Source organism: Ligilactobacillus murinus DSM 20452 = NBRC 14221, assembly GCF_001591685.1.
Classification (GTDB): Bacteria; Bacillota; Bacilli; order Lactobacillales; family Lactobacillaceae; genus Ligilactobacillus; species Ligilactobacillus murinus.
On the sequence record NZ_BCVJ01000006.1, the window covers coordinates 31544 to 54528 of the forward strand.

At 39.7% G+C, this 22985-nt stretch carries 21 protein-coding genes; 13 read left to right on the plus strand and 8 right to left on the minus strand.

Annotation, left to right across the window (positions count from 1 at the left end; genetic code table 11):
- The first annotated feature begins 55 nt into the window (after window positions 1–55).
- The gene (locus tag LMU01S_RS02350) at window positions 56–1600 is read left to right on the plus strand and encodes an ABC-F family ATP-binding cassette domain-containing protein (protein ID WP_056958261.1); all 1545 of its coding nucleotides are present in this window, start codon (window positions 56–58) and stop codon (window positions 1598–1600) included.
- A gap of 74 nt (window positions 1601–1674) precedes the next feature.
- On the plus strand, window positions 1675–2409 hold the full coding sequence (locus tag LMU01S_RS02355) for a L,D-transpeptidase (protein WP_056958259.1): 735 nt from the start codon (window positions 1675–1677) through the stop codon (window positions 2407–2409).
- Window positions 2410–2494: 85 nt separating this feature from the next.
- Here the strand turns inward: LMU01S_RS02355 and LMU01S_RS02360 are convergent, their stop codons facing one another.
- Window positions 2495–3163: a L,D-transpeptidase gene (locus tag LMU01S_RS02360; RefSeq protein ID WP_056958257.1), complete on the minus strand. Its 669-nt coding sequence runs from the start codon at window positions 3161–3163 to the stop codon at window positions 2495–2497.
- A 129-nt stretch (window positions 3164–3292) separates the two neighbouring features.
- On the opposite strand from LMU01S_RS02360, the gene LMU01S_RS02365 reads away from it, so the two are divergent.
- From LMU01S_RS02365 to guaB, 9 genes are all read left to right on the plus strand, one after another.
- Window positions 3293–4711 carry a C69 family dipeptidase gene (locus LMU01S_RS02365; protein WP_056958255.1) on the plus strand — a complete coding sequence of 473 codons (1419 nt, stop codon included), beginning with the start codon at window positions 3293–3295 and terminating at the stop codon, window positions 4709–4711.
- Window positions 4712–4788: 77 nt separating this feature from the next.
- Window positions 4789–5271, plus strand: coding sequence for a hypothetical protein (locus LMU01S_RS02370; protein ID WP_056958253.1), 483 nt, complete (start codon window positions 4789–4791; stop codon window positions 5269–5271).
- 530 nt (window positions 5272–5801) lie between these two features.
- Complete coding sequence (locus LMU01S_RS02375; protein ID WP_056958250.1) at window positions 5802–6842, plus strand: methionine ABC transporter ATP-binding protein; 1041 nt, start codon at window positions 5802–5804, stop codon at window positions 6840–6842.
- On the plus strand, window positions 6835–7521 hold the full coding sequence (locus tag LMU01S_RS02380; RefSeq protein ID WP_056958249.1) for a methionine ABC transporter permease: 687 nt from the start codon (window positions 6835–6837) through the stop codon (window positions 7519–7521). Before LMU01S_RS02375 ends, LMU01S_RS02380 begins: the two co-directional genes overlap by 8 nt.
- Window positions 7522–7562: 41 nt before the next feature.
- Window positions 7563–8381, plus strand: coding sequence for a MetQ/NlpA family ABC transporter substrate-binding protein (locus tag LMU01S_RS02385; protein ID WP_056958247.1), 819 nt, complete (start codon window positions 7563–7565; stop codon window positions 8379–8381).
- A gap of 163 nt (window positions 8382–8544) precedes the next feature.
- Window positions 8545–9885, plus strand: coding sequence for a hemolysin family protein (locus LMU01S_RS02390; RefSeq protein ID WP_004051448.1), 1341 nt, complete (start codon window positions 8545–8547; stop codon window positions 9883–9885).
- An 89-nt stretch (window positions 9886–9974) separates the two neighbouring features.
- A complete protein-coding gene (locus LMU01S_RS02395; protein ID WP_056958245.1) occupies window positions 9975–10376 on the plus strand; it encodes a (deoxy)nucleoside triphosphate pyrophosphohydrolase in 402 nt (133 codons plus the stop codon).
- A complete protein-coding gene (locus tag LMU01S_RS02400; protein WP_056958243.1) occupies window positions 10373–13219 on the plus strand; it encodes a DUF3427 domain-containing protein in 2847 nt (948 codons plus the stop codon). The genes LMU01S_RS02395 and LMU01S_RS02400 overlap by 4 nt, the downstream gene beginning before the upstream one ends.
- 122 nt (window positions 13220–13341) lie before the next feature.
- Window positions 13342–14829: an IMP dehydrogenase gene (gene guaB / locus LMU01S_RS02405; RefSeq protein WP_056958241.1), complete on the plus strand. Its 1488-nt coding sequence runs from the start codon at window positions 13342–13344 to the stop codon at window positions 14827–14829.
- Between the two features lie 139 nt (window positions 14830–14968).
- Here guaB and LMU01S_RS02410 read toward each other — a convergent pair whose 3' ends face one another.
- The 6 genes from LMU01S_RS02410 to mscL form a co-directional block, all read right to left on the minus strand.
- Window positions 14969–15643: an ABC transporter ATP-binding protein gene (locus tag LMU01S_RS02410; protein WP_004051453.1), complete on the minus strand. Its 675-nt coding sequence runs from the start codon at window positions 15641–15643 to the stop codon at window positions 14969–14971.
- A 4-nt stretch (window positions 15644–15647) separates the two neighbouring features.
- Window positions 15648–16709, minus strand: coding sequence for an ABC transporter permease (locus LMU01S_RS02415; RefSeq protein WP_056958239.1), 1062 nt, complete (start codon window positions 16707–16709; stop codon window positions 15648–15650).
- A gap of 16 nt (window positions 16710–16725) precedes the next feature.
- Window positions 16726–17223: a TetR/AcrR family transcriptional regulator gene (locus tag LMU01S_RS02420; RefSeq protein ID WP_056958238.1), complete on the minus strand. Its 498-nt coding sequence runs from the start codon at window positions 17221–17223 to the stop codon at window positions 16726–16728.
- A 116-nt stretch (window positions 17224–17339) separates the two neighbouring features.
- Entirely contained in the window at window positions 17340–18179 is an 840-nt protein-coding gene (locus tag LMU01S_RS02425; RefSeq protein WP_004051460.1) for a YitT family protein, read from the minus strand.
- A gap of 68 nt (window positions 18180–18247) precedes the next feature.
- A complete protein-coding gene (locus tag LMU01S_RS02430) occupies window positions 18248–19171 on the minus strand; it encodes a diacylglycerol/lipid kinase family protein (RefSeq protein ID WP_056958235.1) in 924 nt (307 codons plus the stop codon).
- 57 nt (window positions 19172–19228) lie between these two features.
- A complete protein-coding gene (gene mscL / locus LMU01S_RS02435) occupies window positions 19229–19606 on the minus strand; it encodes a large-conductance mechanosensitive channel protein MscL (protein ID WP_056958233.1) in 378 nt (125 codons plus the stop codon).
- Between the two features lie 356 nt (window positions 19607–19962).
- Here mscL and gdhA point away from each other — a divergent pair, with 356 nt between their 5' ends.
- The gene (gene gdhA / locus LMU01S_RS02440; RefSeq protein ID WP_056958231.1) at window positions 19963–21297 is read left to right on the plus strand and encodes an NADP-specific glutamate dehydrogenase; all 1335 of its coding nucleotides are present in this window, start codon (window positions 19963–19965) and stop codon (window positions 21295–21297) included.
- Between the two features lie 134 nt (window positions 21298–21431).
- Here gdhA and LMU01S_RS02445 read toward each other — a convergent pair whose 3' ends face one another.
- On the minus strand, window positions 21432–21965 hold the full coding sequence (locus LMU01S_RS02445; protein WP_056958229.1) for a hypothetical protein: 534 nt from the start codon (window positions 21963–21965) through the stop codon (window positions 21432–21434).
- A 288-nt stretch (window positions 21966–22253) separates the two neighbouring features.
- Here LMU01S_RS02445 and LMU01S_RS02450 point away from each other — a divergent pair, with 288 nt between their 5' ends.
- Window positions 22254–22961, plus strand: a complete 708-nt coding sequence (locus tag LMU01S_RS02450) for a TVP38/TMEM64 family protein (protein WP_056958226.1) — start codon at window positions 22254–22256, stop codon at window positions 22959–22961.
- Window positions 22962–22985: the final 24 nt, after the last annotated feature.

Genomic DNA, 22985 nt, shown 5'->3' on the forward strand with positions numbered 1-22985 from the left:
ATAAGGGTTCTATGGTATAATTAGCGAAAGATTTGAGTAGAAAGAATGAATTGAAATGAGTATTTTAGAAGTGACAGATCTCTCGATGAGTTATGCAGATAAACAACTTTATGATCAAGCTTCATTTGTCTTGAATAAAGAAGATCATATGGGAGTTATCGGCCAAAACGGTGCCGGAAAATCGACCTTGATCCGTTTGATAACAGGTCAGACACTACCTGATGCAGGCCAGATCAAATGGCAACGTGGCAAAAAGATCGGTTATCTCGATCAATATGCTGAATCAGCGCATGATCTGACTATTGGAGCCTTTTTGCAAAGTGCTTTTAAGAAATTATACGAGATCGAAGCTAAACAAGCTAAGTGCTATGCTGATTATGCCACTACTTTGGATGATGCTTTATTGACTAAAGCGGGTAAATATCAAGAACAGTTAGAAGCCGCTGATTTTTATGGCTTAGATGTCAAGATCGATCAAGTCATGACCGGACTAGGGATCGATGCCTTGGGAAAAGAGCGTCAAGTCAGCAGTTGTTCTGGCGGGCAACGTTCTAAGATAATTTTAGCTAAATTATTATTGGAAGAACCGGATGTCTTGTTACTAGACGAACCGACAAACTATTTGGACACGGAACATATCGAATGGTTGATCGGTTATCTAAATGAATTTTCTGGCTGCTTTATGGTCATCTCCCACGATTATGATTTTTTAGAAGCGATCACCAATACGATCATTGATGTAGCATTTGGCAAGATCACGAAATATACAGGTAGTTTCCAAGCTGCGATCAAACAAAAAGAAGTCAAAAAAGAAGTTCAGCTCAAAGCGTATGAAAAACAACGGCGACAGATCGAAAAAGATGAAGCGTATATTCGTAAAAATAAAGCGGGAACACGAGCTGCAATGGCCAAGTCGCGGCAAAAAAGACTAGATAAATTAGAGCGCTTGACGCCACCAAGTGATAATCTCCAAGCTCATTTCAACTTCCCATATCTAGAACTGCTTTCAAGTGCGACTTTGCGAGTCAAAAAATTATCAGTGGGGTATAACAAACCATTGCTCGAACCAGTGACATTTTCAATGAGTCACGGGGAAAAAGTCGTGCTTAAGGGATTTAACGGGGTCGGAAAATCAACGTTGATCAAATCGATCTTAGGCAAGATCAAAACTTTTGGCGGGACAGCTCAATTTGTTGATGCTGCTGTGATCAATTATTTTACTCAGGAATTAACATGGCAAGATCCAAACCAAACTCCGCTCCAAGTCTTACAAGATGCCTATCCTAAGCTTGAACCCAAAACGATCCGGCAACGCTTAGCTCGTGCAGGGATCAATGCAGCTAATACACTCAAACCGATGAAATTGTTGAGTGGAGGCGAACAGACCAAGGTCAAACTGTGTTTACTGGAATTAAAGCCAAGTAATTTCTTGATCTTAGATGAACCGACAAATCACCTTGATGATGAGACTAAGCAAGCGTTGAAACAAGCCTTGATGAATTTCCCAGGAAATGTTTTGCTAGTTACCCACGAAGCTTCATTTTATGCTGGCTGGGTCGATAAGATATTTGATGTGGAAAATATTCAACTAAAGCGCTGATAAAGTTGACATTTTACAGGCTTATCCTTATATTGAATTAAGGTCAATTAGTTAAGAAAGGATCACTTTAAATTATGAAAAAAGCAAGTTGGATCCATTGGGCAGTTGCAATTATTTTAGTTGGACTTGCGGGATATAGTGCGGTATATATTCACCGTGCCGAAGAAAAAAACGCGCTAAAAGTTGAGCGTCAAGCAAAACTTGATAAGCAAGAAGAAAAACGAAAAAAAGAGCTTTTACGGGAACAAAAAAAGCATATGCAAACACCGATCGATTGGCAAAAGCCTTCAGAGACGCTGCCATATCCTGATGTGAGTCAAGCTATCAAATCTAAAAAGCTCGATCAAAAGATCTGGTTATTGGTCTCACCAAATAAACAACGCGTTTACGTACGTCAGGGGCCATATACTTTATACACGATGTATGCTTCGATCGGGAAAAATTTTGAAAATGTTAAGAATTATCAGGAAACACCGACTGGAGATTTTAAGCTCCAAAAGGAACGCGGTGAAGAATTCTACGATGCGACGAAGGGCTATGGGGCTAAATACTGGACATCATTTAGAGGACATGGTGCCTATCGCTTTGAGTCAGTACCGTTTGATCAGGCGGGGAAAGTTATCGAAAGTCAAGCTAAATTGTTAGGCCAAAAGGTGACCAAAAAACACAATATCAAAGCGTATGGGAGTATTCGTTTGAGTGTAGCTGATGCTAAATGGATCATGGATAATCTTCCGGCTAAAACAAAAGTCGTGGTCGAAGATAATGATCCCAAGCATGATGCCTGGGAGTATATGAAAGATCAATAAATTTGAGATATTTAGTTAGAGCGATCTGAGATCTGGTAGCTAAAAAGAGGCTAACATCGATGTTTTTCGATGTTAGCCTCTTTTGTTAGCCGTTGATCACGACTTTAGTACCAGTTTTTAAGTTTTCTGACATCCATTTTGAATCAGGCACGCTCAGACGAATACAACCGTGTGAAGCTGCCTTTTTACCTAGCTTTTTAGCTTCCTTGACATTGTAATTGCCTGAAGCATCGGTTGGGACCGAATGGAAGAGATAGATCCCATGGTCTTTAAAAGAGACCCAATTATTAGCTCCTTCATTTAGAGATGCATTGTAAAATGAATCGCCCCGCTCTGGTTCGATGTAAAAAGTTCCAGTCGGAGTATAGCTTTCGTATTTGCCAGTTTCTTCATCATGATGATAGCGTCCACCAGACGAATACATTGTATAGATCACTTTATCGCCTGACATTAGGTAAGTCCGATTCTTTTTGAGATCGACTTTGACCCAAAAATCATTGACTTGATCTAAATCAGGATAAGGTTTGGTTTCAGAAGACTTTTGCCAATCGATCGGAGTTTGCATGGTCGTACTCTCAGAATTAGTTGTTTTTTTGGCAGTTGTAGCTTTAGTTGCTTGATTTTTTTCAGTTATTTGTGCTTGAGTCGTTGTTGAAGCCGGGGATTGCTTAGTTACACGGTAGATCAAAAAGGCACCGCAGATGATCACTGCAATAGCAAGGCTCAAATAAAAGCGAGAACTTTTTGGTTTCATAGTTTAGTCTATCCTATCCTTTAGTAAGTATTGTCATTGTCTATTATACAGGTTTCTTTAATTAATTGTAGTAGCATTAGGAAAAATTAAGGTGTAAACTTTTAAAGTGTCAGGAAGGATATGATAATTATGAATGAACAAGCATGTACGACGATCTTAGTAGGAAAGAAGGCCACGATCGATGGATCGACGATGATCGCGCGTAATGACGATACGTTTTTACCACTGACACCACAGCGCTTTATCATGCAGAAAGCAGTGCATGGACGTCATGAAATGTGGCGCTCAACGCAAAATGGGTTTGAAGCCCCACTGCCAGCTGATGGTTATCGGACGACGATGACACCAAATGTTGATGTTAAAGGTTTAGGCTACTTTGGTGAAAGTTCGATCAATGAAAAAAATGTTGCAATGTCAGCGACCGAGTCTGTTTATGGCAATCCGCTAGCTCTAGCCCACGATCCTTTTGTCGTGGATGGTCTAGCGGAGGATTCTTTACAATCAATGGTCGCACCATTTATCACTTCAGCTAGGGAAGGTGTTTTATATTTAGGCGAATTGATCAAAAAATATGGTTCACCTGAAGGAAATGGCGTCTTGTTCGCTGATAAAGATGAAGTTTGGTACATGGAGATCGTAACGGGACATCATTGGGCAGCCACGAGGATCCCTGATGATGCATATGCGATCGCTGCTAATCAAGTTGCACAAGATTACATAGATTTTAATGATCCACAAAACTATTTGTGGTCAGAAGGCTTACAAGAATTTGTGGAAAAATACCACTTGAATCCTGATAAGTCGACGTTTAATTTCAGAAAGATCTTTGGGACTGACAATGAAAAAGATCGGCATTACAATACGCCCCGTGTATGGTATGGGCAACGTTATTTTAACCCAGAGATCCAGCAAGATCCACAATCAAGTGACTTACCATTTATCTGCCGTTCTAAGCGCTTATTGAAAGTTGAGGATCTGACATACGTTTTGGCTTCACACTATAACGAAACTAAATACGATCCTTTGGGGCACGGAAGTCAAGCCGACAAGCTTAAATTTCGGCCGATCTCATTGAATCGGACCCAAAATTCGCATGTTTTACAGATCAGAAATGATGTTTTCACTAAGAATGCAGCGTTGATGTGGATCTGCTTTGGGGTGCCAACATTTACCCCATATGTGCCATTCTATACGAATGCGACTGATACTGATCCAAGTTGGAGTCAAACGCCATTGGAGTATGATATCACCAGTGCTTATTGGATGTATCGAACATTATCGATGCTGACCGAATCACATTATGCCCAATTCGTGCAAAAAAATCGTGATTATTTGATCAAAACACGTGAAGTTTTACACCGTTTGATCAGTGAGATCGACAATGGAGTAGCCGATTTGAATGGAGAAGAAGCAACGGCATATTTGACCAAAGAAAATTACCGGATCGTAGCTAAGATGCGAGAGTTGACGATGGAAGCGATCGCTGATTGCGTTACTGGTGGTTTAGAATTATCGAAACTTACTTTCGATATGGATAAGAATCTTTAAAGTCGTGATATAAAATTTTGTAATTTGTAGATTTTTTGTGTAGAATGTTCACTAAGATTTAATTGGGATGTGAAATAATGGAAATCAAGGTCAGTGATTTTATCACAGCAGTCACAGAAGAAAAATTTAATCGAGATACGATCTTAGCCACACTTGCACAAGTTGAAGATCTAGGAATTGCAGATAGTTTAGCTCCGATCATGGAAAAAATGATGGATGCGATCAAGCAAGATCAACTGGAACAAGCAGAGCTCTCGATCGAAGGTAGTGACGAACCGATCCAGATCCGACTTGAGACTGGGATCATCAATTTACCATTTGAAAATATCAATCGGGTCGCTAATTTCTTTGATGAACTTGAAGCCAGTGTACCAGTAAATGTCTATTTGGTAGTCGTATCACCTGATTTGAATGCTTCCGGGCTACATATCATGCAGATCTGCCCAGCCAGTGATTTTGTCCGTGGACAAGGTCAAGATGCAGTGCTAGTCGCTGTAGCTGAAAGCTTGAAAAAGATCCAAGAAAATGAAGCACAAAAAGAAAAAGTGACAGCTAAATAAATCAAAGTTCCAAACTTCGAGCGGAGTTTGGAACTTTTTGATATAAAAGTAATTTAATAATAAAGTATCAGTTAGGTTAGTTTTTTATAATTTTGTTTTGGGTAAAAAAGTCAGTATTAGTAGTGGTTCTAGCGGATAGATAAATATTTATCAAGAAAATATTAAAAAACTTATTGACAAATTAAAGAAATAAAGATAATATCAAAGCAACAAAGATAACTGAATATTTAAAGACGTTGATGAGAAGAGTAGTCTGTTGGAGTAGATAGACAGAGACCCTCGGTTGCTGAAAAGGGGGATCGAAAGAGGAGATGAAGATGAGCTCGGAGTCTGATCGTTGGTGCAAGCTTGCGGTCCGTTTTAATGCGATATAATTTGAGACTACTGATTTAGAGTTAGTAGTTGATGAGTCTACTTTTGTGAAGAAGTAGAAAAATAAGGTGGTACCGCGAGTTTTCGTCCTTTTAGGGGTGGAAGCTTTTTTTTTTTTACCCTAATTTTAAAATTAACGATGAGAAAGTAGTGATCAAATGATTGAATTTAAGCAAGTTTCAAAGACTTTTGCGACCGCCAGTGGTCAAGTTGATGCGGTCAAAAATGTTGATCTGACCATCAACGCGGGTGAAGTTTATGGGATCGTCGGTTTTTCCGGCGCTGGTAAAAGTACTTTAGTCCGCATGTTAAATGGCTTAGAGACACCGACTAGCGGTGAAGTGATCATCAATGGTAAGCGGATCGATAATTTAAAAGGTAAAGAGTTACGTGATCAAAGAAAGAAGATCGGTATTATTTTTCAACATTTTAACCTCTTGTGGTCACGGACTGTTTTAGAAAATATTGAATTTCCGCTAGAATTAGTAGGGGTCGCTAAAGAAGAACGGCGCAAGAAAGCTAAGCATTTAGCAGAATTAGTTGGTTTAGGTGAACGGATCAATGCCTATCCGTCCCAGCTTTCTGGGGGTCAAAAGCAGCGAGTCGGGATCGCCCGTGCTTTAGCGACTGATCCAGATATTTTGATCTCAGATGAAGCGACTAGCGCACTTGATCCCCAAACGACAGATGAAGTTTTAGATCTGTTAGATGAGATCAACGAAAAACTTAATTTGACGATCGTGATCATCACCCATGAAATGCACGTTATTCGCCGCTTAGCTGATAAAGTTGCAGTGATGGAAAATGGCCAAGTGATCGAAGAAGGTCCGGTATCAGAAGTCTTCACGCATCCAAAAGAAGAGTTGACTAAACGCTTTGTCAGTGCGGAAGTCGATACCAAACAAACAACTGATGTCAAACAAGTTGTTACCAACTTACTTGAGAAAAATCCACAAGGCAAGTTAGTTGAGCTCAAGTTCCATGGTCAACAAGTTGAACGTCCTGTGATCAATGAATTGAGTAAAAGTTTCCCTGAATTAGAGATCAGCATCTTAGAAGGCTCGATCCACCAATTAGCGGACAAGGGGACTATTGGATCATTGTTCGTTCAACTAGTGGGACCAGTTGAACAACTCAAAGAAGCATTGACTTTATTAGAAAAACTCCAAGTAGAAGCGAAGGTGATCGAACATGGATAGTCAAGGTTTAGCATCATATTTTGAATTTAAAAATGTGAACTGGCCCAATCTTTGGGCAGCCACTTGGGAAACAGTTTGGATGACCGTTGTTTCAGTGGCGATCGTAGCAGTTTTAGGATTATTATTAGGTTTGTTACTTTATGAAACATCCGATAGTAAGAGTTTTGCAGTTAGAGCTTTAAATTGGATCGTAGCATTGTTCGTCAATGTTTTTCGCTCGATCCCCTTTATCATCTTGATCGTCTTGTTACTACCAGTTACCCAAGTAATTGTTGGGGCGATCACAGGTGCTAAAGCTGCGATCCCATCGTTAGTCATTTCAGCAGCTCCATTTTATGCTCGGCTAGTTGAATTAGCCTTCCATGAAGTTGATGGGGGCGTGATCGAAGCGGCTGATGCGATGGGAGCAACCAAATGGCAGATCGTGTATAAAGTTTTGATTCCCGAAAGTTTACCAGCTTTAGTTTCTGGGATCACAGTTACAGCGATCTCATTGATCGGATATACGGCCATGGCTGGGGCGATCGGAGCTGGTGGTTTGGGACAATTGGCCTATACTGATGGGTTCCAATCTTACAACAATGCGATCACTTTAGTTGCCACAGCAGTGATCGTGGTCATCGTCTTTGTATTCCAATATCTAGGCGACTTTTCAGTTCGCAAGATCGACAAGCGTTAGTTAGTAATTATAAAAAATAATCATTTATGGAGGAGATCACTATGAAAAAAAGTATCAAACGTTTATTAGGTGTTACAGTTGCAGCGACAGCCTTGCTTTTAGGAGCAGCTAATACAGCTAAAGCCGACACGACTTTGACTGTCGGGGCTTCAGCTGAACCACATGCTAAGATCTTAGAACATGTGAAGCCAGAATTGAAAAAACAAGGCGTTGATCTAAAAGTTAAAGTTTTTAATGACTATATCTTGCCAAACAAGGCTTTAGCTAATAAAGAATTGGATGCAAATTACTTCCAACACGTACCATTTTTAGATAACTGGAACAAGAAAAATAAGGGCTCTTTGATCAATGTTGGTGGTGTTCACCTCGAACCGATCGGGGTCTATTCCAAGAAATATAAGAGTCTAAAGGACTTACCAAAGAACGCGACAGTTTATGTTTCAAGTAACGTTGCTGACTATGGGCGTGTATTACAGATCTTTAAAGATGCTGGGTTGATCACCTTGAAAAAAGGGACCAACTTGACGAATGCAACCTTTAAAGATATCAAAACTAACAAGAAAAACATCAAATTCAAACACACATTTGAAGCTAAATTGATGCCTAAACTTTATGAATCAAACGAAGCTGATGCAACAGTCATCAATGCTAATTATGCAGTTCAAGCCGGGATCGATCCTACTAAAAAGGCGATCGCATTAGAAAAGAAGAATTCACCTTATGTAAATATCATTGCTGTTCGTAAGAGTGAAAAGAACAACAAAGCGATCAAGAAATTAGTCAAAGTCCTTCAATCCAAATCAACTCAAAAATGGATCGAAAAAGAATTTGATGGCGCTGTGATCCCCGCAATTAAATAATTGCTCTAAAGCACCTAGGCTTATGCGTCTAGGTGCTTTTTGCTCAAAAAAATGATATGATTGTCTATAGTAGAAACGAGACTGGACTTTGACGGTTACTGTGATCGAGCTAGGAGTGCCAGAATCAATAAGATAACTATTTTTGAATGGAGATGGAGTTAATATGTCTAGTGGTCAGGCGATAACGAATCTGATCATCATCTTAATTGTTTTTTATTTTGCTGCTTTCTTTGTCGCGGCAGAGTTTGCGATCGTATCGGTACGTAAAAGTGCGATCGAAAGTGCGTTAGAAAACGAGGAAGGTAACCAACGAAAGCTAAAATTAGCCTTGAAGATGGTCACCAACATGAATGAGTATCTTTCAACGACTCAGGTGGGGATCTCGACGACAGGGATCATTTTAGGTTGGATCGGGGCTGATACCTTGACCAAGATCTTGACGGATGTTTTAGGCTTTATGCCGATCAACCATGCGACAACGGTGGCGATCAGTGCGGTCTTGGGGGTCGTGATCTTAACGTATCTTGAAGTGGTCGTAACGGAGATCGTACCTAAAAATATCAGTATCGATATGCCATTAAAAGTGATGATGTTTATTGTAACGCCATTGCATTATTTCCACGTGGCATTTTACCCATTTGTATGGTTGCTAAATGCCTCGGCATCTGGGATCGTGCGCTTAGTCGGTTTAAAACCAGCGGGTGAAGGCCAAGATGTCTTATCGCAAAGTGAGATCTTGAGTATTTCACGCAATGCAGTGACTGGTGGTGCGATCGATAAAGATGATTTTGTATATATGCAACGTGCTTTTGAGTTCAACGATAAGGTCGCTAAAGATATCATGGTCGACCGAACGAGTTTAGAGGTCGTTGATATCACAGATACAGTGCATGATGTGATCGAAAAGTATCTACACAAAAAGTATACGCGCTATCCGGTAGTGGCAAATAACGATAAAGATAAGATCTTGGGCTATGTTTATATCTATGATATGATCCGCCAAGCCCAAGTTGATGATACAGTTCGGGTAAGCAAATTGATGCGAACGATCATCACAGTCCCAGAGGTTACTCCGATCCAAAAATTACTTCAAAGTATGGTCCAAAAGCAAACGCCGATCGTGGTCGTGTTAGATGAATACGGTGGAACTAGTGGGATCGTAACTGACCGTGACATCTATGAAGAATTATTTGGCACTGTGCGTGATGAAGCTGATGATGTTATCCAAGAAGATATCGTGGATAATCATGATGGGACCTATCGTGTTTCAGGTAAAACGACCCTTTATGATTTCCAACGCTTCTTTGATTTTTATACCAACGATTTCCAAGAAGCTGAGAGTGTAACGATCGCAGGTTATCTTTTGGAAAATTATAAAGTTGAATTGGGGACAGTCATCACTTTGGGCGACTTCGATATCAAAGTTACTGATTTTAGCCGAAACTATATCGAATGGATGGAAGTCAGTCCACATCAAGACACTGAAGTAAAAACTGAGAGTTAAACAATTAGAAGAGATCAAGGATGCAACTTGGTTTCTTCTTTTTTAAAACTTAAAAAGTTGTTCGAAATATAATTTAATGAGGTGATCTAATGATAAAAGTAGCAGCTGCTGTGATCGTTTCGGATGGTAAGATCTTAGCTGCCAAACGAAAAAATGAACGCCTTGGCGGAGGCTTTTGGGAATTTCCTGGTGGTAAACTCGAGCCAGGTGAAACACCGAAACAAGCTTGTCAAAGAGAGGTTGCCGAAGAGTTGGGCGATCAATGTGAAGTGCTGGAGCGAATCGAGGTCTCACGGCATTTTACGACGCCGTATGGTGAATTAGAGATCGATTTTTTTTGGACCAAACTAAAGACATATAATTTAAAATTAGTGGCAGCTAGTGAGTACAGGTGGTTGACCCCCGAACAACTGGAAAGTGTTACGTGGCTCAAGCCCTCTGAACCAGTTTTAGAGGTCATCAAACAAACAGATCTGAGGAAATTTGAATGAGTGAAGAATTTAAAAATGCGATCTTAGCTGGCTTATATGATAGCAAATATGCACCTAAGTTAGAGGGACCAGCGCCTAAATTATTGACTAATCAGCCAACCGAGACTTTATGGAGTCACTTACAACAAGAATTATTGACGTGTGATCATTTTATCTTAGCACCAGCATTTTTGACCGTTGACATGCTAGTGCCATTAAAGGCCATTTTGGCACGCATAGCCAAAAAAGGTGTGACAGGAACGATCTTAACGGCTGATTATTTGAATTTCAATACGCCTGCCGTATTTACAGAGTTGTTAAAATTACCCAATGTTAAGACTAAGATCGTGACTAAAGAAGCCTTCCATATGAAAGGGTATTTTTTTTGGCATGGATCACAACAAACGGCTTACGTAGGAAGTGCTAATTTTACGCGAAATGCTTTGTTGAAAAACTGTGAATTGACGTTGCGGGTGACTAGCGAAGAACAAGCCGATCTTACCCAACAATTAGCGCTACTCTTGAAACATCTAGCTGAAGATGCACTTACTTTGACGACTGACTGGATCAAAGCTTATCAAGCACGCTACCGACCACCAGTGAGCACAGCTGCGCCTAAAAATAACAAACTGCTACCTAATCGAATGCAAAAAGAAGCATTACAGCAATTAGCTAACTTACGAGCTCAGGGGAACACTAAGGGGTTAGTGGTCTCAGCTACAGGAACGGGGAAAACTTATCTAGGGGCTTTTGATGTTAAAGCTTATGATCCTAAGCGCTTTTTATACATCGTTCATCGTGAACAGATCTTAGAAAAGACCAAAGCTAGTTTTCAAAAAGTTATTGGTGGTCCGGCTAGTGATTTTGGAACATACTCGGGTAAAAAACATGAAACCGAGGCTAAATATTTATTTGCGACAGTCCAATCACTGGCTAAAGATGAGGCTTTGGAACAATTTTTGCCGACTGAATTTGATTACATTTTGTTTGATGAAGCCCACCATTTAGGGGCACCGATTTTTCAAAAAGTAATGGCTCATTTTACGCCGGCTTTTTGTTTAGGGATGACTGCAACGCCTGAACGAATGGACGACTTTAATGTGTATCGTAGCTTTGATTACAATCTGGCTTATGAGATCTCCTTAGACGAAGCTTTGACGGCTGAATTATTATGTCCGTTTGATTATGTAGGTGTGATCGATTATGAGTTTGAAGGAGAAATGATCACGGAAAAAACACCGCTCAAACAGTTAACTGCTCCTGAGCGCGTTACCCATATTCTCAAGCAATTAGAATATTATGGTAGCACTAAAAGTCGAGGTGGCTTAGTTTTTTGTAGCCGCCAACAAGAAGCAAAGGCACTGGCGAAAGCTTTTACAGCTGCTGGGTATCCCAGTCAAGCTTTGACCAATGAAGATAGTGTTATCAAAAGAGAAGAAGCAGTTGCACGTTTAGAAAGTGGCGTCTTAAAATATTTGATCTCAGTCGATATCTTTAATGAAGGGATCGATATCCCGTGTGTTGATCAGATAATTTTGTTACGCGATACTCGTTCAAAGATCGTTTTTACTCAACAATTAGGCCGAGGGTTAAGATTATTTCCCGGGAAAACGAGCACCTTGATCTTAGATTTTATCGGTAACTACCAAAATAACTATCTGATCCCCCAAGCTCTGACCAATGACCGTTCTTTGAATAAAGATCGTTTGGTCGCTGACTTAAAAGAGCAGGTCGTCTATGGCTTATCAACGATCAATTTTGATGAGATCGCCTATCAAAAGATCTTAGCTGTGATCGCCAGAACTAAACTTGATTCCCTCAAGCATCTAAAAGAAGCCTATCTTGAATTGTCACAAAAATTAGGGCGCATACCGATGCGACGCGATTTTTATCGCAATAGTCAATTAGATCCGCGGATCTTTACCCAGGGAAATACCTTAGTCAGCTATGCTGATTTTTTAGATAAGCTAGGAGTAAGTCAAGAGCTATCCCGCTATGCTACGCAAGTTATTGCTTTTTTAGAAAAAGAATTGATGAATGGGATGCGCAAACATGAACTATTGCTGTTACAACAACTATTGTTGGCTGAAATAACGCAAGAAGACTATCGCAAGCTCTTAGCTAAAGCAGGGTGTTATGTGGATGATGAAGTCTTGGCTTCGGTAAATTCGATCTTGTCATTGCGCTTTTTTGAAGTCAAAGTAGGCAAGAAATTACGTTCCGAAACGTATGGGGCTAAACCTTTGATCACATTTGAGCAGGGAAAATATCGGCTAAATAACGCATTTAGTATGGCTTTATCCCAGCTAGCATTTAGACAACACGTTGAAGATATTATTGAAACGGGGCTGTTGTTGAGTAAAGATTATCAACCTCAAAAACGCTTTACGCTATATCAAAAATATACGCGTAAAGACGTATGCCGCTTGTTAGATTGGCCTAAAGATATCAGTGCCCCGCTCTATGGGTATCGTGTGGTCGATGATGTGTGTCCGATTTTTATCACTTACCAAAAGGAAAAAAAGAGTTATCAAAATACATTGACAGCTGACCGTGCGATCCGCTGGTATACGCGAAGTCCTAGATCATTAGCGTCAAAAGAAGTGACAGAACTTTTGGCAGGTGTTAAGACCGGGACACCGTATGTCAAATTGCCACTCTTTATCAAACCAAGTGATGCTTTTGGGGCTGAATTTTACTATGTTGGGGAAGCTAAGATCATCGCCAAAAGCGTGCATGAAGTTGAACTAGGTGCTAAAAATAAACCTAAAAAAGCAGTTGCAATGGATCTGCTCTTTGAACAGCCACTTTCATTTGAAATAATGGAAAAACTTCAGGGGTTTTCGGCAGATTCCGAAGATTAGAAAAAAATTTCGGTAAAATTAAAGATTTTTCCAAAAAATAAGGTGAGAAAAACTTGCAATTATAAAGATTTTTTTGTAAATTATAATACAATATAATAGTTTAAAACAAAGGAGAGTTTACGATGTCCAATTGGGATACTAAGTTTACAAAAAAAGGTTTAACGTTTGATGACGTGTTATTGATACCGGCGGAAAGTAATGTTTTGCCAAATGAGGTCGATTTGAGTGTTCAGCTCGCAAAAAATTTGAAATTAAATATCCCAATCATCAGTGCTGGTATGGATACAGTTACTGAATCTTCAATGGCGATCGCAATGGCACGCCAAGGTGGTTTAGGTGTTATCCATAAAAATATGACGATCGAGCAACAAGCCGATGAAGTCAACAAGGTAAAGCGTTCTGAAAGTGGCGTTATCATTGATCCATTCTTCTTGACTCCAAAGCACACTGTTGCTGAAGCTGAAGGGTTGATGGCTAAATATCGTATCAGCGGGGTGCCGATCGTTGAATCCATGGATAGTCGTAAATTCTGTGGGATCATCACAAACCGTGACATTCGTTTTGTGTCTGATCACAATGTCGAGATCGGAGAAGTTATGACCCAGGGCAACTTGATCACTGCACCAGAAGGCACATCTTTAGAAAAAGCTGAAGCGATCTTACAACAACACAAGATCGAAAAATTACCGATCGTCAATGAAGCTGGTGAATTAACAGGTTTGATCACGATCAAGGATATCGAAAAAGTTGTTGAATTCCCAGCAGCTGCTAAAGATGAACATGGTCGCTTGTTAGTTGCCGCTGCTGTGGGGGTAACAAGTGATACATTTGAACGGGCAACTGCCTTATTGAACGCTGGGGCTGACGCTTTAGTCATTGACACAGCTCATGGACATTCAGCTGGTGTTATCCGCAAGATCAAAGAGATCAGAGAACATTTCCCAGATGCAACTTTGATCGCCGGAAACGTAGCCACAGCTGAAGCTACACGTGCTTTGTTTGATGTGGGTGTTGATGTAGTTAAAGTTGGTATCGGACCAGGTTCTATCTGTACGACTCGTATCGTGGCTGGGGTCGGTGTTCCACAATTAACAGCGATCTATGATGCTGCCAGTGTAGCTCGTGAATATGGTAAAGCGATCATCGCTGACGGTGGGATCAAGTATTCAGGTGAGATCGTCAAAGCGATCGCAGCTGGCGGGAATGCTGTTATGTTAGGTTCAATGTTAGCTGGTACTGATGAAGCACCAGGTGAAACGATCATCTACGAAGGACGTCGTTTCAAGACATATCGTGGTATGGGGAGTTTAGGTGCAATGGATTCAACACACGGTTCATCTGATCGTTACTTCCAAAGTGGGGTCAATGAAGCTAACAAGTTAGTTCCAGAAGGTATCGAAGGTCGTGTTGCTTACAAAGGTAGCGTAGCAGACATCATCTACCAAATGGATGGTGGTCTACGCGCGGGTATGGGTTACGTAGGTGCAGCTAACTTGAAAGATCTAAATGACAATGCTCAATTTGTTCAGATCACAGGTGCTGGGTTACGTGAATCACATCCACATGATGTACAGATCACAAAAGAAGCGCCAAACTATTCAACTCGTTAATTCAAGAAATAAGCTAATGCGGAACTCACTAGGATGCGTATTTTGCATCGTAGTGAGTTCCGCATTTTTACGTGGCATTTAATTGGCGTAGTTATTATTTTAAAAGCCTAAAAAAACGCCAGTAATGGCGTTTTTTTAGTTATTTTTTTTGGACTAATTGTCCGTCCGTTAGCTCATAGATCTTGTCAGCTTGTTCGATCAAGCGAAGATCATGCGTCACAGTAATGACAGCTTTATTTTGCTGCTTGGCTAAGACTTGTAAGATCGTCCCAACTTTTTTGACGCGCTGACTATCTAACGCTGCTGTTGGCTCATCGGCTAAAATGATCTCAGGATCAGTATATAAAGCACGTGCGATCGCAGCGCGTTGACTTTGACCACCGGAAAGTTCATTGGGATATTTATCTTTGAGTTCAGCGATCTCAAGGTGAGCTAACAGCCGTTCAAGATCAGCTGAACTTAGATTGCCTGTCTTTTTGACCCGATCGACCAGTTCAAATTGTTCTTTGAGCGTTAAATAAGGGACGAGATTATGAGCTTGTAAAACAAACCCGATCTGTTCCAAGCGAAGTTGTTCTCTTTCTTTGTTGCTATAAGTGGCGATCTCTTTACCATTGATCAAAACAGAGCCACTGCTAGGACTTAAAATATTGCCGGCAATTGTTAAAAAAGTACTTTTGCCAGAACCAGAAGGCCCCAAAATCAAGACAAATTCACCTTTATCAGCTGAAAAATTGATATCTTTAAGGGCATGGACTTTAGCTGAACCACTACCAAAATATTTATTAACATTTTTAAATTCGATCACTGACATAAAATCAACCTCCGATCGCTTGGGCTGGATCGATCCGCAAGATCGCTCTGACTGGGATCAAGGAACCTAAAACTGATGTTAGCACGAGTCCAACAGAAACTAGACTCAAAAATTTCAGATCAAAAGTCATCGGAACATTTGCTGGGATCACCAAAGCAGTAGCTAAAGTCAGCAAAGCGCCAATGATCAGGCCTGTGATGACTAAGATAAAAGATTGCCCGATCGTATTTTGGATCAAGACTTTGTTAGCGATCCCTTGGACACGCAAGACCGCATAGTTAGGTAGTTTTTGGATCGTGATGATATATAAGAAAACAGCGATCACGATCAAAGAGATGATCATCAAAAAAGCGATCATAAAAGTAAAAGTACTATTTTGGGCACTATAGCCTGGTAATTTATCGATCAAAGCTTTTTGTGTGGTCACTTGCAGTTTTGGATCAGTGACTTTGAAATCAGGATCTTTGGATAAAACACCACTAGCAGCAAAGTTAGGACCAACATTTTTTAGTTCAGCCCAAGCAGTTAGTGAACCATAAACAACGGGTAAGACATTTAATTTAGCATTTTTTATAAAGCCGGTGATCGTATAAGGTGTTGTTTGAGAGTTGAAATATACTTTATCGCCGAGTTTATAGCCATCATTTTTGAAGCTATCATCAACGACGACTTCTTGTTTAGTTTGGGGAAGTTGCCCCGAGCTTAGTTTTAATTGTTGGTAGACGAATTGGGATCTTTCAAGCCCAACAAATGTAGCTGAGAGCTTTTGGCGCCCTTTTTCTTTGACAATGATCGGTGCTTGTCCGATCAAGGCTTCATTTTTAGTCAATTTAAGTTCGTTTATCTGATCTGTAGTGAGTAGTGATTGTCGCAAATTGACATCGGCATCACGATTCAAGGCGATCCGCTTAAAATCCCAACTTTCGATCGCATAAGTATTTTCGCGAGCCAGTCCAAGCGCAAGACTGGTCAGGATAAAGACGAGATAGCTGATCAAAACGACCATAGCAATGATCAATGAATAACGGACTTTTTCATGTTTGATCTCTTTTAAAGCTAGATACATGGTAAAACTTCCTTTCCTAATTGTCGCTTAGCTCAAGTTGGGTAATACTTTGTTCTAAGCGCGTAAGATAAAGCTCTTTATTTTTAGGATCATTTAGAGCTTCTTTTAAGGTCTGATGGCTCAAAGTTGCCAATACCCAACGCGTAGCAGAAAGGTTAGGGTCGACAAAAGCTAAAGGTAATTCATTTACGGTCAAATGTAACTTGAGAAGATCGTAATAAGGACTTTTTAGTGAAGCCGTGATAAAAGCGCGCGTTGCTTTGAGTATTTCTTGCGGTGAACTTGGCTTAAGGTCAGCATGGATATCAACTAAGGCTAAGTGATAAATATAGTCATAAGCTTCGTTTAAGTCAGTAAAATATTTATAAAATGCTCCGCGCGCGATCTGAGCATCTTTGACGATCCGCGCGACTTGGGCGTCCTTTAAGGGGTAGGTAGAAAATTCCGTCAAAAGGGCAGCAGTGATGCGCTCTTTTTTTAGGGGGGCAAGATTCTTAAATGTCTGTGAAACCATAGCACTCTCTCCTTAAAAGTATAAAAGTAATTTACGCTCTAAGCATAACAGCAAAGTGACACGGTGTCAACATTGGGTAAAATAAAAAAGTTATGTCGCAACATAACTTAAAAAAACTAGATCCCAAATGTTCCACCGTGAACTTTGACAACGTTTGAAGCGATGATAAAAGCATCGGGATCAATATCATGGATCGCAGCTAGTAATGGACCGTAGCTTTGATTGTCGATGACCGCCATCAATAATTCTTTTTCATTAGCTGAATAACCACCGCGAACATTGAAGATCGTCATTGCATGATCTTCAGACTCAAGCATTTTTTTGATCTCAGGGAGCTTAGTTTGACTCATTACCTGGATCTGATATTTATGGTCAAGGCCAGCCTCGGTATAGCGCATGACGATCGAAGTGATGACTAATGAAAATGAAGCCATGAAAAAGGCATTTAAACCAGAAACAAAGATATTAAAAAAAGTGACCAACATATCGAGTGCTAAAAGCGAAAAAGCAGGATCAATATGGAAATACTTTTTAAAGATCAGCGGTGGAACAGTTGTCCCGCCACTAGAGGCGTTGATCCGATAAAGTGCAGCTACCCCGATCGCAAAGACTGCTCCGCCAACGATCACGGCTAATAGATCATCTTCAATTATCTTTTGACTAGGTGTGATATACATCAGTAGTGGTAAAAGAAAACTACCGTAGACGATATTTTTAACAGTCTTTTTATCGAGCAATAACCAAGCAGCGAGGATCATCAGTAAATTAATGAGTAAAACTGTCAACGAGCGGTTGATCCCAAAAGCAGCATCTAACAAGATCGCTAGTCCTGTTGCTCCGCCAGCTGCAATATTGATCGGGGCATAAAAGAAGTTGACTGAAATGGCGATCAGTTCTAGCGCGATGACTAAAACGAGCCAATAGAACCAAGGTGTTTGGACTAATCTTTTTTTCACGAATATTTCCCCCGTATTTATTTAGATAATATAAGTTTAACGTATTCAAGAAAAAAGAGCTATATTTTTTAAAATATAAATTTTTGTTGCTTTATCTCTAATAACAACTCGCCTGGTGGAAAGGTAAATGTCTCACCATTGACTTGGATCATTTGAGGGGTAGTAGTGGACAGTTTAAGCTTTTTAGTTGTATAAAAGCTAAGAGAGCGGGCTAAGAGATGATAAGCTCCTGGTAAAAGCATCAATAAAAAGATACTTAAGAAGTTCAATAAGTTCTTTTTTTCAATTACTACCAAGGTAAGTTTTCCATCGTCTAGTCGTGCTTTGGGGAAAAGGGAAACACCACCGCCAAAATATGGTTGATCAGTGATCGTACATAAAAATGCGTGTGAAAAATTTTTAGGTGGAAAATTTGGCAAAGTCACTGTCAATGCAAATGGCTTTTGTTGGCTGAGTGCTTTGAAAAAGCAAGTAGCATAGGCGAATTTACCTAAGTGTAATTTATTTAGCTGATTTTTTAAGTGTGAATTATTCGTTATTTCAACGATCTGGGCATCAAAGCCAAGCCCTAAGTTATTTGAGAAGACCCCAGCACGATCTGAAGTTTTAAAGTACCCTAGATCAAGGGTGCGTGGGGCTTTTTGGGCCAAGAGATGAGCTAAGGCTTTGTTGGGATCAGTAGAGATCTGGGCAGCTTTAGCAAAATCATTACCGGAACCACAAGGGATGTATCCTAAAATGACATCTAATTTAGTGGGAAAAGCTATGGCATTTAAGGCATGATAAAGCGTACCATCCCCACCTAAGATCACAAAGATCGTTTTAGGCGTGAGTTTTGCTTGCTGGCGTAGGTGTTGTTTTAAATCTGTACTCGATGTAGTCAAATAGTAGCTATGCTTTAAATTTAATTGGCATAATTTCTTTTGTATTTTAGTCCAACTTTTTTGAGCGCGCCCATTGCCTGCGCTGGGGTTGATGATAAAATGATACATAAAAAGCCTCCAAATTAAGGTTCTTGATAAGTATACCTTAATTTGGAGGCGCAAGGCTTATTTTTTATCTTTCAATAAATCACGAATTTCAGATAAAAGTTCGATCTCTGGTTCAGGACCAGCATCTTCGACTTCTTCTTCAACTTTCTTAGGCATAACTTTATTGACAGCTTTGACGATCAAGAAGACCACAAAAGCAATGATCAAGAAGTTGATCACGGCGTTTAAGAAGACCCCAAATTTAAAGGTCGTTCCGCCGATCGCAAGCTGAAGATCAGAAAGATCGATCTTACCGAGGAATAACCCGATAAACGGATTGATCAAGTTAGTAACAAGTGAGTTAACGATTGCAGTAAATGCGCTACCGATGATGACCCCAACAGCTAAGTCTAAAACATTACCGCGGCCAATAAATTCCTTAAATTCTTTTAACATTAGTTTCACCTCCAGTAAAAATTGGTTGCAATCAAGATAACCTTAAGTTTAGCTAATATATCTAAATAAAACAAGCTAAAAGCTTTGAAAAAATTCAGTTTTTGTTCGGGTTTGGTTATTTATAGATACAAAATTATAACAAAGAGGTTTTAAACTTTAATATGAGTTTAATTTGGAGGATAGGACTTGAATTTTAAATATACATTAGGGTAGAATTAGAAATATAATTTGATCAGCAGAAAGTCAAGCGTAGATGCCACCAAAAACTATGTTCTTTAAGAAAGGAAAAGCTATTAAAGTCTTTCAAAATACAGTAATTGTATTTTTCTACGTTTATTTAATAGTAGGGATAAGAGATGGGATATGTCGATGAAGTTTTAGCGCGTGTAGCAAAGCAAAATCCAGAACAAGCCGAGTTCAAGCAAGCGGTTGAAGAAGTTTTAGGATCACTTCGCCCAGTGATCGAGCGTGATGAAGAAAAGTATCGTAAACAAGCAATTTTGGAACGTTTGACGACTCCTGACCGGCAAATACTCTTTCGGGTCGCTTGGGTCGATGATGCAGGCCAAACACAAGTCAACAATGCCTATCGAGTTCAATTTAACAATGCAATCGGGCCATATAAGGGTGGTTTACGGTTACATCCTTCAGTTGATCTAAGTATCATCAAGTTTTTAGGCTTTGAACAGATCTTTAAAAATGCTTTGACTGGCTTACCAATTGGTGGCGGTAAAGGTGGTTGTGATTTTGACCCTAAGGGAAAATCAGACCGCGAGATCATGGTATTTTGTCAAAGTTTTATGACTGAACTGGCTAAGTATATCGGAGCCGATATGGATGTGCCCGCCGGTGATATCGGAACTGGGGCGCGTGAGATCGGGTATCTTTTCGGACAATATAAACGCTTAAAGGGCGTCTATGAAGGTGTCTTGACCGGCAAGGGACTCGAATACGGTGGCTCATTAGCCCGAACAGAAGCGACAGGTTACGGTTTATTGTATTTGGTCGATGAGTTATTAAAAGATCATGCTCAAAGTTTACAAGGTAAAACGGTAACGGTCTCAGGAGCTGGTAATGTGGCGATCTATGCGATCAAGAAAGCCCAAGCACTTGGCGCTAAAGTTGTAACTTGTTCAGATTCGACCGGTTGGGTCTATGATCCAGCGGGGATCGATGTAGCTTTATTACAAGAAGTAAAAGAGGTTAAACGTGCGCGGTTGACGGAATATGTAGCCAAGCGTGCTTCGTCTAAATATTATGAGGGACACGGTGTTTGGAGCGTTAAAACTGACGTAGCATTGCCATGTGCGACACAAAATGAATTACATTTAGCTGACGCAAAACAGTTGGTCGAAAATGGTGTTCTAGCTGTGGCAGAAGGAGCCAACATGCCAACGACCTTAGAAGCGACAAAATATTTACAAGAGCATGGTGTTTTATTTGTTCCTGGTAAAGCGGCTAATGCTGGTGGAGTCGCTGTTTCAGCGCTAGAAATGAGTCAAAATTCGGAACGCTTGAGTTGGACTTTTGAACAGACAGATGAAAAATTAAAAGAGATCATGCAAAAGATCTATCAAAATATCAAACAAGCAGCTAAAGAATATGGCTTTGAAGATGATTTTGTTTTAGGGGCTAATATTGCAGGCTTCAAAAAAGTTGCTGCAGCGATGGAAGCACAAGGTATCTATTAGTATGAAACAATAGTTCAAATACGTCTTTGAGCTATAAATGCAGTCATCTAGTGAAAACGAAGGGCTCAACACGATGTAAAATATGCATTGTGTTGAGCCCTTCGTCATTCATACGATTTTTTATACTTGTTTATTTACTCTTGTGTAGTTGCTTTTGCTGCTTCTATATCGGCTTGAGTGATCGAGATCGTAGCTAGATTGCTACCATCAGGATTGTCATATTTTACCAAGACTTTAACATCAGGGGCAATGGCCTTAGCCTCATTTACTAAAGGCTCAACTTCTGGGATCAAAACTTGTTTTAAAGCTTCATTATCAAGATAGATATCTTGTGGTTGAGCAAAAGTATAGGTGTAAATGACGGTACTATCTTCACCTTCATCGATCGCAATGTCTTTGAAAGTGTTATTCTCACCATTGAGCTGAGCTTTCAGGGCTGGGATCTGACTTTGAGCAGTTTTGATCATTAAAGCAAAATTTGCTGAGTTACCTTTAGTTGATTTAGCACGTGAAAGTGAGTTTTTACTGGTCGAACTTGTTTTACTACTTGAACTTTTAGCGCTACTAGAGGAACTGCTTGCAGTATCCTTTGTCTTATCGTTAGAACAGGCTGTTAGACCAAAAAGGAAAAATATACTTAAAAATGCAATAAAAAATTTGTTTTTCATTAAAAAACCTACTTTCTTCTAAGATATATTTTCATTATATAGAGGGATAATAGCTAGTACAAATCTAAAAAAATCGATATACACCCTTCAGAGGGAGAGAGTTACAAATATAACTATATTATTTTAAATGTTATTTCAGAGATAATATTTAGTGGGATAGTAAAAGTGTTTTTGTAAGTTTCTACCTATAATATGTAAGTTATACTAGATAGATATTTTGAGTAACTGGAACTTTCTTAAATTAATTGTTAAACTTAAACTAAAGAAAGATAAGGTAGGGGAAGCGAGATGACTGAGTTACACATTAGACATCGCAAATTATTATATTGTTTAAGTGGTTTAGGTATCGTTTTGGCAGCAGGGCTGATCTATGTTATTTTTAAAAATAATGAAGCGCAGTATTTACAATTTTTAGATCCTAAACATGATAAGAGCGTTTTGATGCATACCTTTCGTGACCGTGGTCCTAAAGATGCGCTATTGTTGATCTTATTGACGGCGATCACTTCGGCTGTACCAGCACTTTCCAGTTCAGTTATCTGTATTTTTAATGGTGTTTGTTTTGGGCCAGTTATCGGATTATTGATGAATATTACAGGTAATTCACTAGGAAATGTTCTAGTAGCTGGCTTTTTTACGAAGTTTGATGAGGAACATGATTTTAATAAAGAAACTAAGCGCCCTAATCGGATCTTAGAACACTTGGCACATTTTAAGAACAAAATGGTTGCGTTGATCCTAGGTTATATGATCCCGATCATCCCCTCGTTTTTAGTCAATTATATGGGTGTTCGCCTGAAAATGGACTTTAAAAAACAGTTCTTATGTATCGTGATCGGTGTCCTTCCGACCTCGTTTTTATATGCTTTTGGCGGGGATGCTATTTTTAAGGGAAATGATCTAAGGTTGATCGTCAGTGCTTTGTGCATTGTTTTACTGGTAGTGGGTGGTGTTACTTTCTATCGTAAAAAGCACGATGCTAAAAAAACTAATTAATATATAGTAGTAAAATCAGGTAGT

Coding starts and splice junctions, on each gene's coding strand:
- LMU01S_RS02350 (WP_056958261.1), top strand. CDS start 56: ATGAGTATTTTAGAAGTGACAGATCTCTCGATGAGTTATGCAGATAAA.
- LMU01S_RS02355 (WP_056958259.1), top strand. CDS start 1,675: ATGAAAAAAGCAAGTTGGATCCATTGGGCAGTTGCAATTATTTTAGTT.
- LMU01S_RS02360 (WP_056958257.1), bottom strand. CDS start 3,163: ATGAAACCAAAAAGTTCTCGCTTTTATTTGAGCCTTGCTATTGCAGTG.
- LMU01S_RS02365 (WP_056958255.1), top strand. CDS start 3,293: ATGAATGAACAAGCATGTACGACGATCTTAGTAGGAAAGAAGGCCACG.
- LMU01S_RS02370 (WP_056958253.1), top strand. CDS start 4,789: ATGGAAATCAAGGTCAGTGATTTTATCACAGCAGTCACAGAAGAAAAA.
- LMU01S_RS02375 (WP_056958250.1), top strand. CDS start 5,802: ATGATTGAATTTAAGCAAGTTTCAAAGACTTTTGCGACCGCCAGTGGT.
- LMU01S_RS02380 (WP_056958249.1), top strand. CDS start 6,835: ATGGATAGTCAAGGTTTAGCATCATATTTTGAATTTAAAAATGTGAAC.
- LMU01S_RS02385 (WP_056958247.1), top strand. CDS start 7,563: ATGAAAAAAAGTATCAAACGTTTATTAGGTGTTACAGTTGCAGCGACA.
- LMU01S_RS02390 (WP_004051448.1), top strand. CDS start 8,545: ATGTCTAGTGGTCAGGCGATAACGAATCTGATCATCATCTTAATTGTT.
- LMU01S_RS02395 (WP_056958245.1), top strand. CDS start 9,975: ATGATAAAAGTAGCAGCTGCTGTGATCGTTTCGGATGGTAAGATCTTA.
- LMU01S_RS02400 (WP_056958243.1), top strand. CDS start 10,373: ATGAGTGAAGAATTTAAAAATGCGATCTTAGCTGGCTTATATGATAGC.
- guaB (WP_056958241.1), top strand. CDS start 13,342: ATGTCCAATTGGGATACTAAGTTTACAAAAAAAGGTTTAACGTTTGAT.
- LMU01S_RS02410 (WP_004051453.1), bottom strand. CDS start 15,643: ATGTCAGTGATCGAATTTAAAAATGTTAATAAATATTTTGGTAGTGGT.
- LMU01S_RS02415 (WP_056958239.1), bottom strand. CDS start 16,709: ATGTATCTAGCTTTAAAAGAGATCAAACATGAAAAAGTCCGTTATTCA.
- LMU01S_RS02420 (WP_056958238.1), bottom strand. CDS start 17,223: ATGGTTTCACAGACATTTAAGAATCTTGCCCCCCTAAAAAAAGAGCGC.
- LMU01S_RS02430 (WP_056958235.1), bottom strand. CDS start 19,171: ATGTATCATTTTATCATCAACCCCAGCGCAGGCAATGGGCGCGCTCAA.
- mscL (WP_056958233.1), bottom strand. CDS start 19,606: ATGTTAAAAGAATTTAAGGAATTTATTGGCCGCGGTAATGTTTTAGAC.
- gdhA (WP_056958231.1), top strand. CDS start 19,963: ATGGGATATGTCGATGAAGTTTTAGCGCGTGTAGCAAAGCAAAATCCA.
- LMU01S_RS02445 (WP_056958229.1), bottom strand. CDS start 21,965: ATGAAAAACAAATTTTTTATTGCATTTTTAAGTATATTTTTCCTTTTT.
- LMU01S_RS02450 (WP_056958226.1), top strand. CDS start 22,254: ATGACTGAGTTACACATTAGACATCGCAAATTATTATATTGTTTAAGT.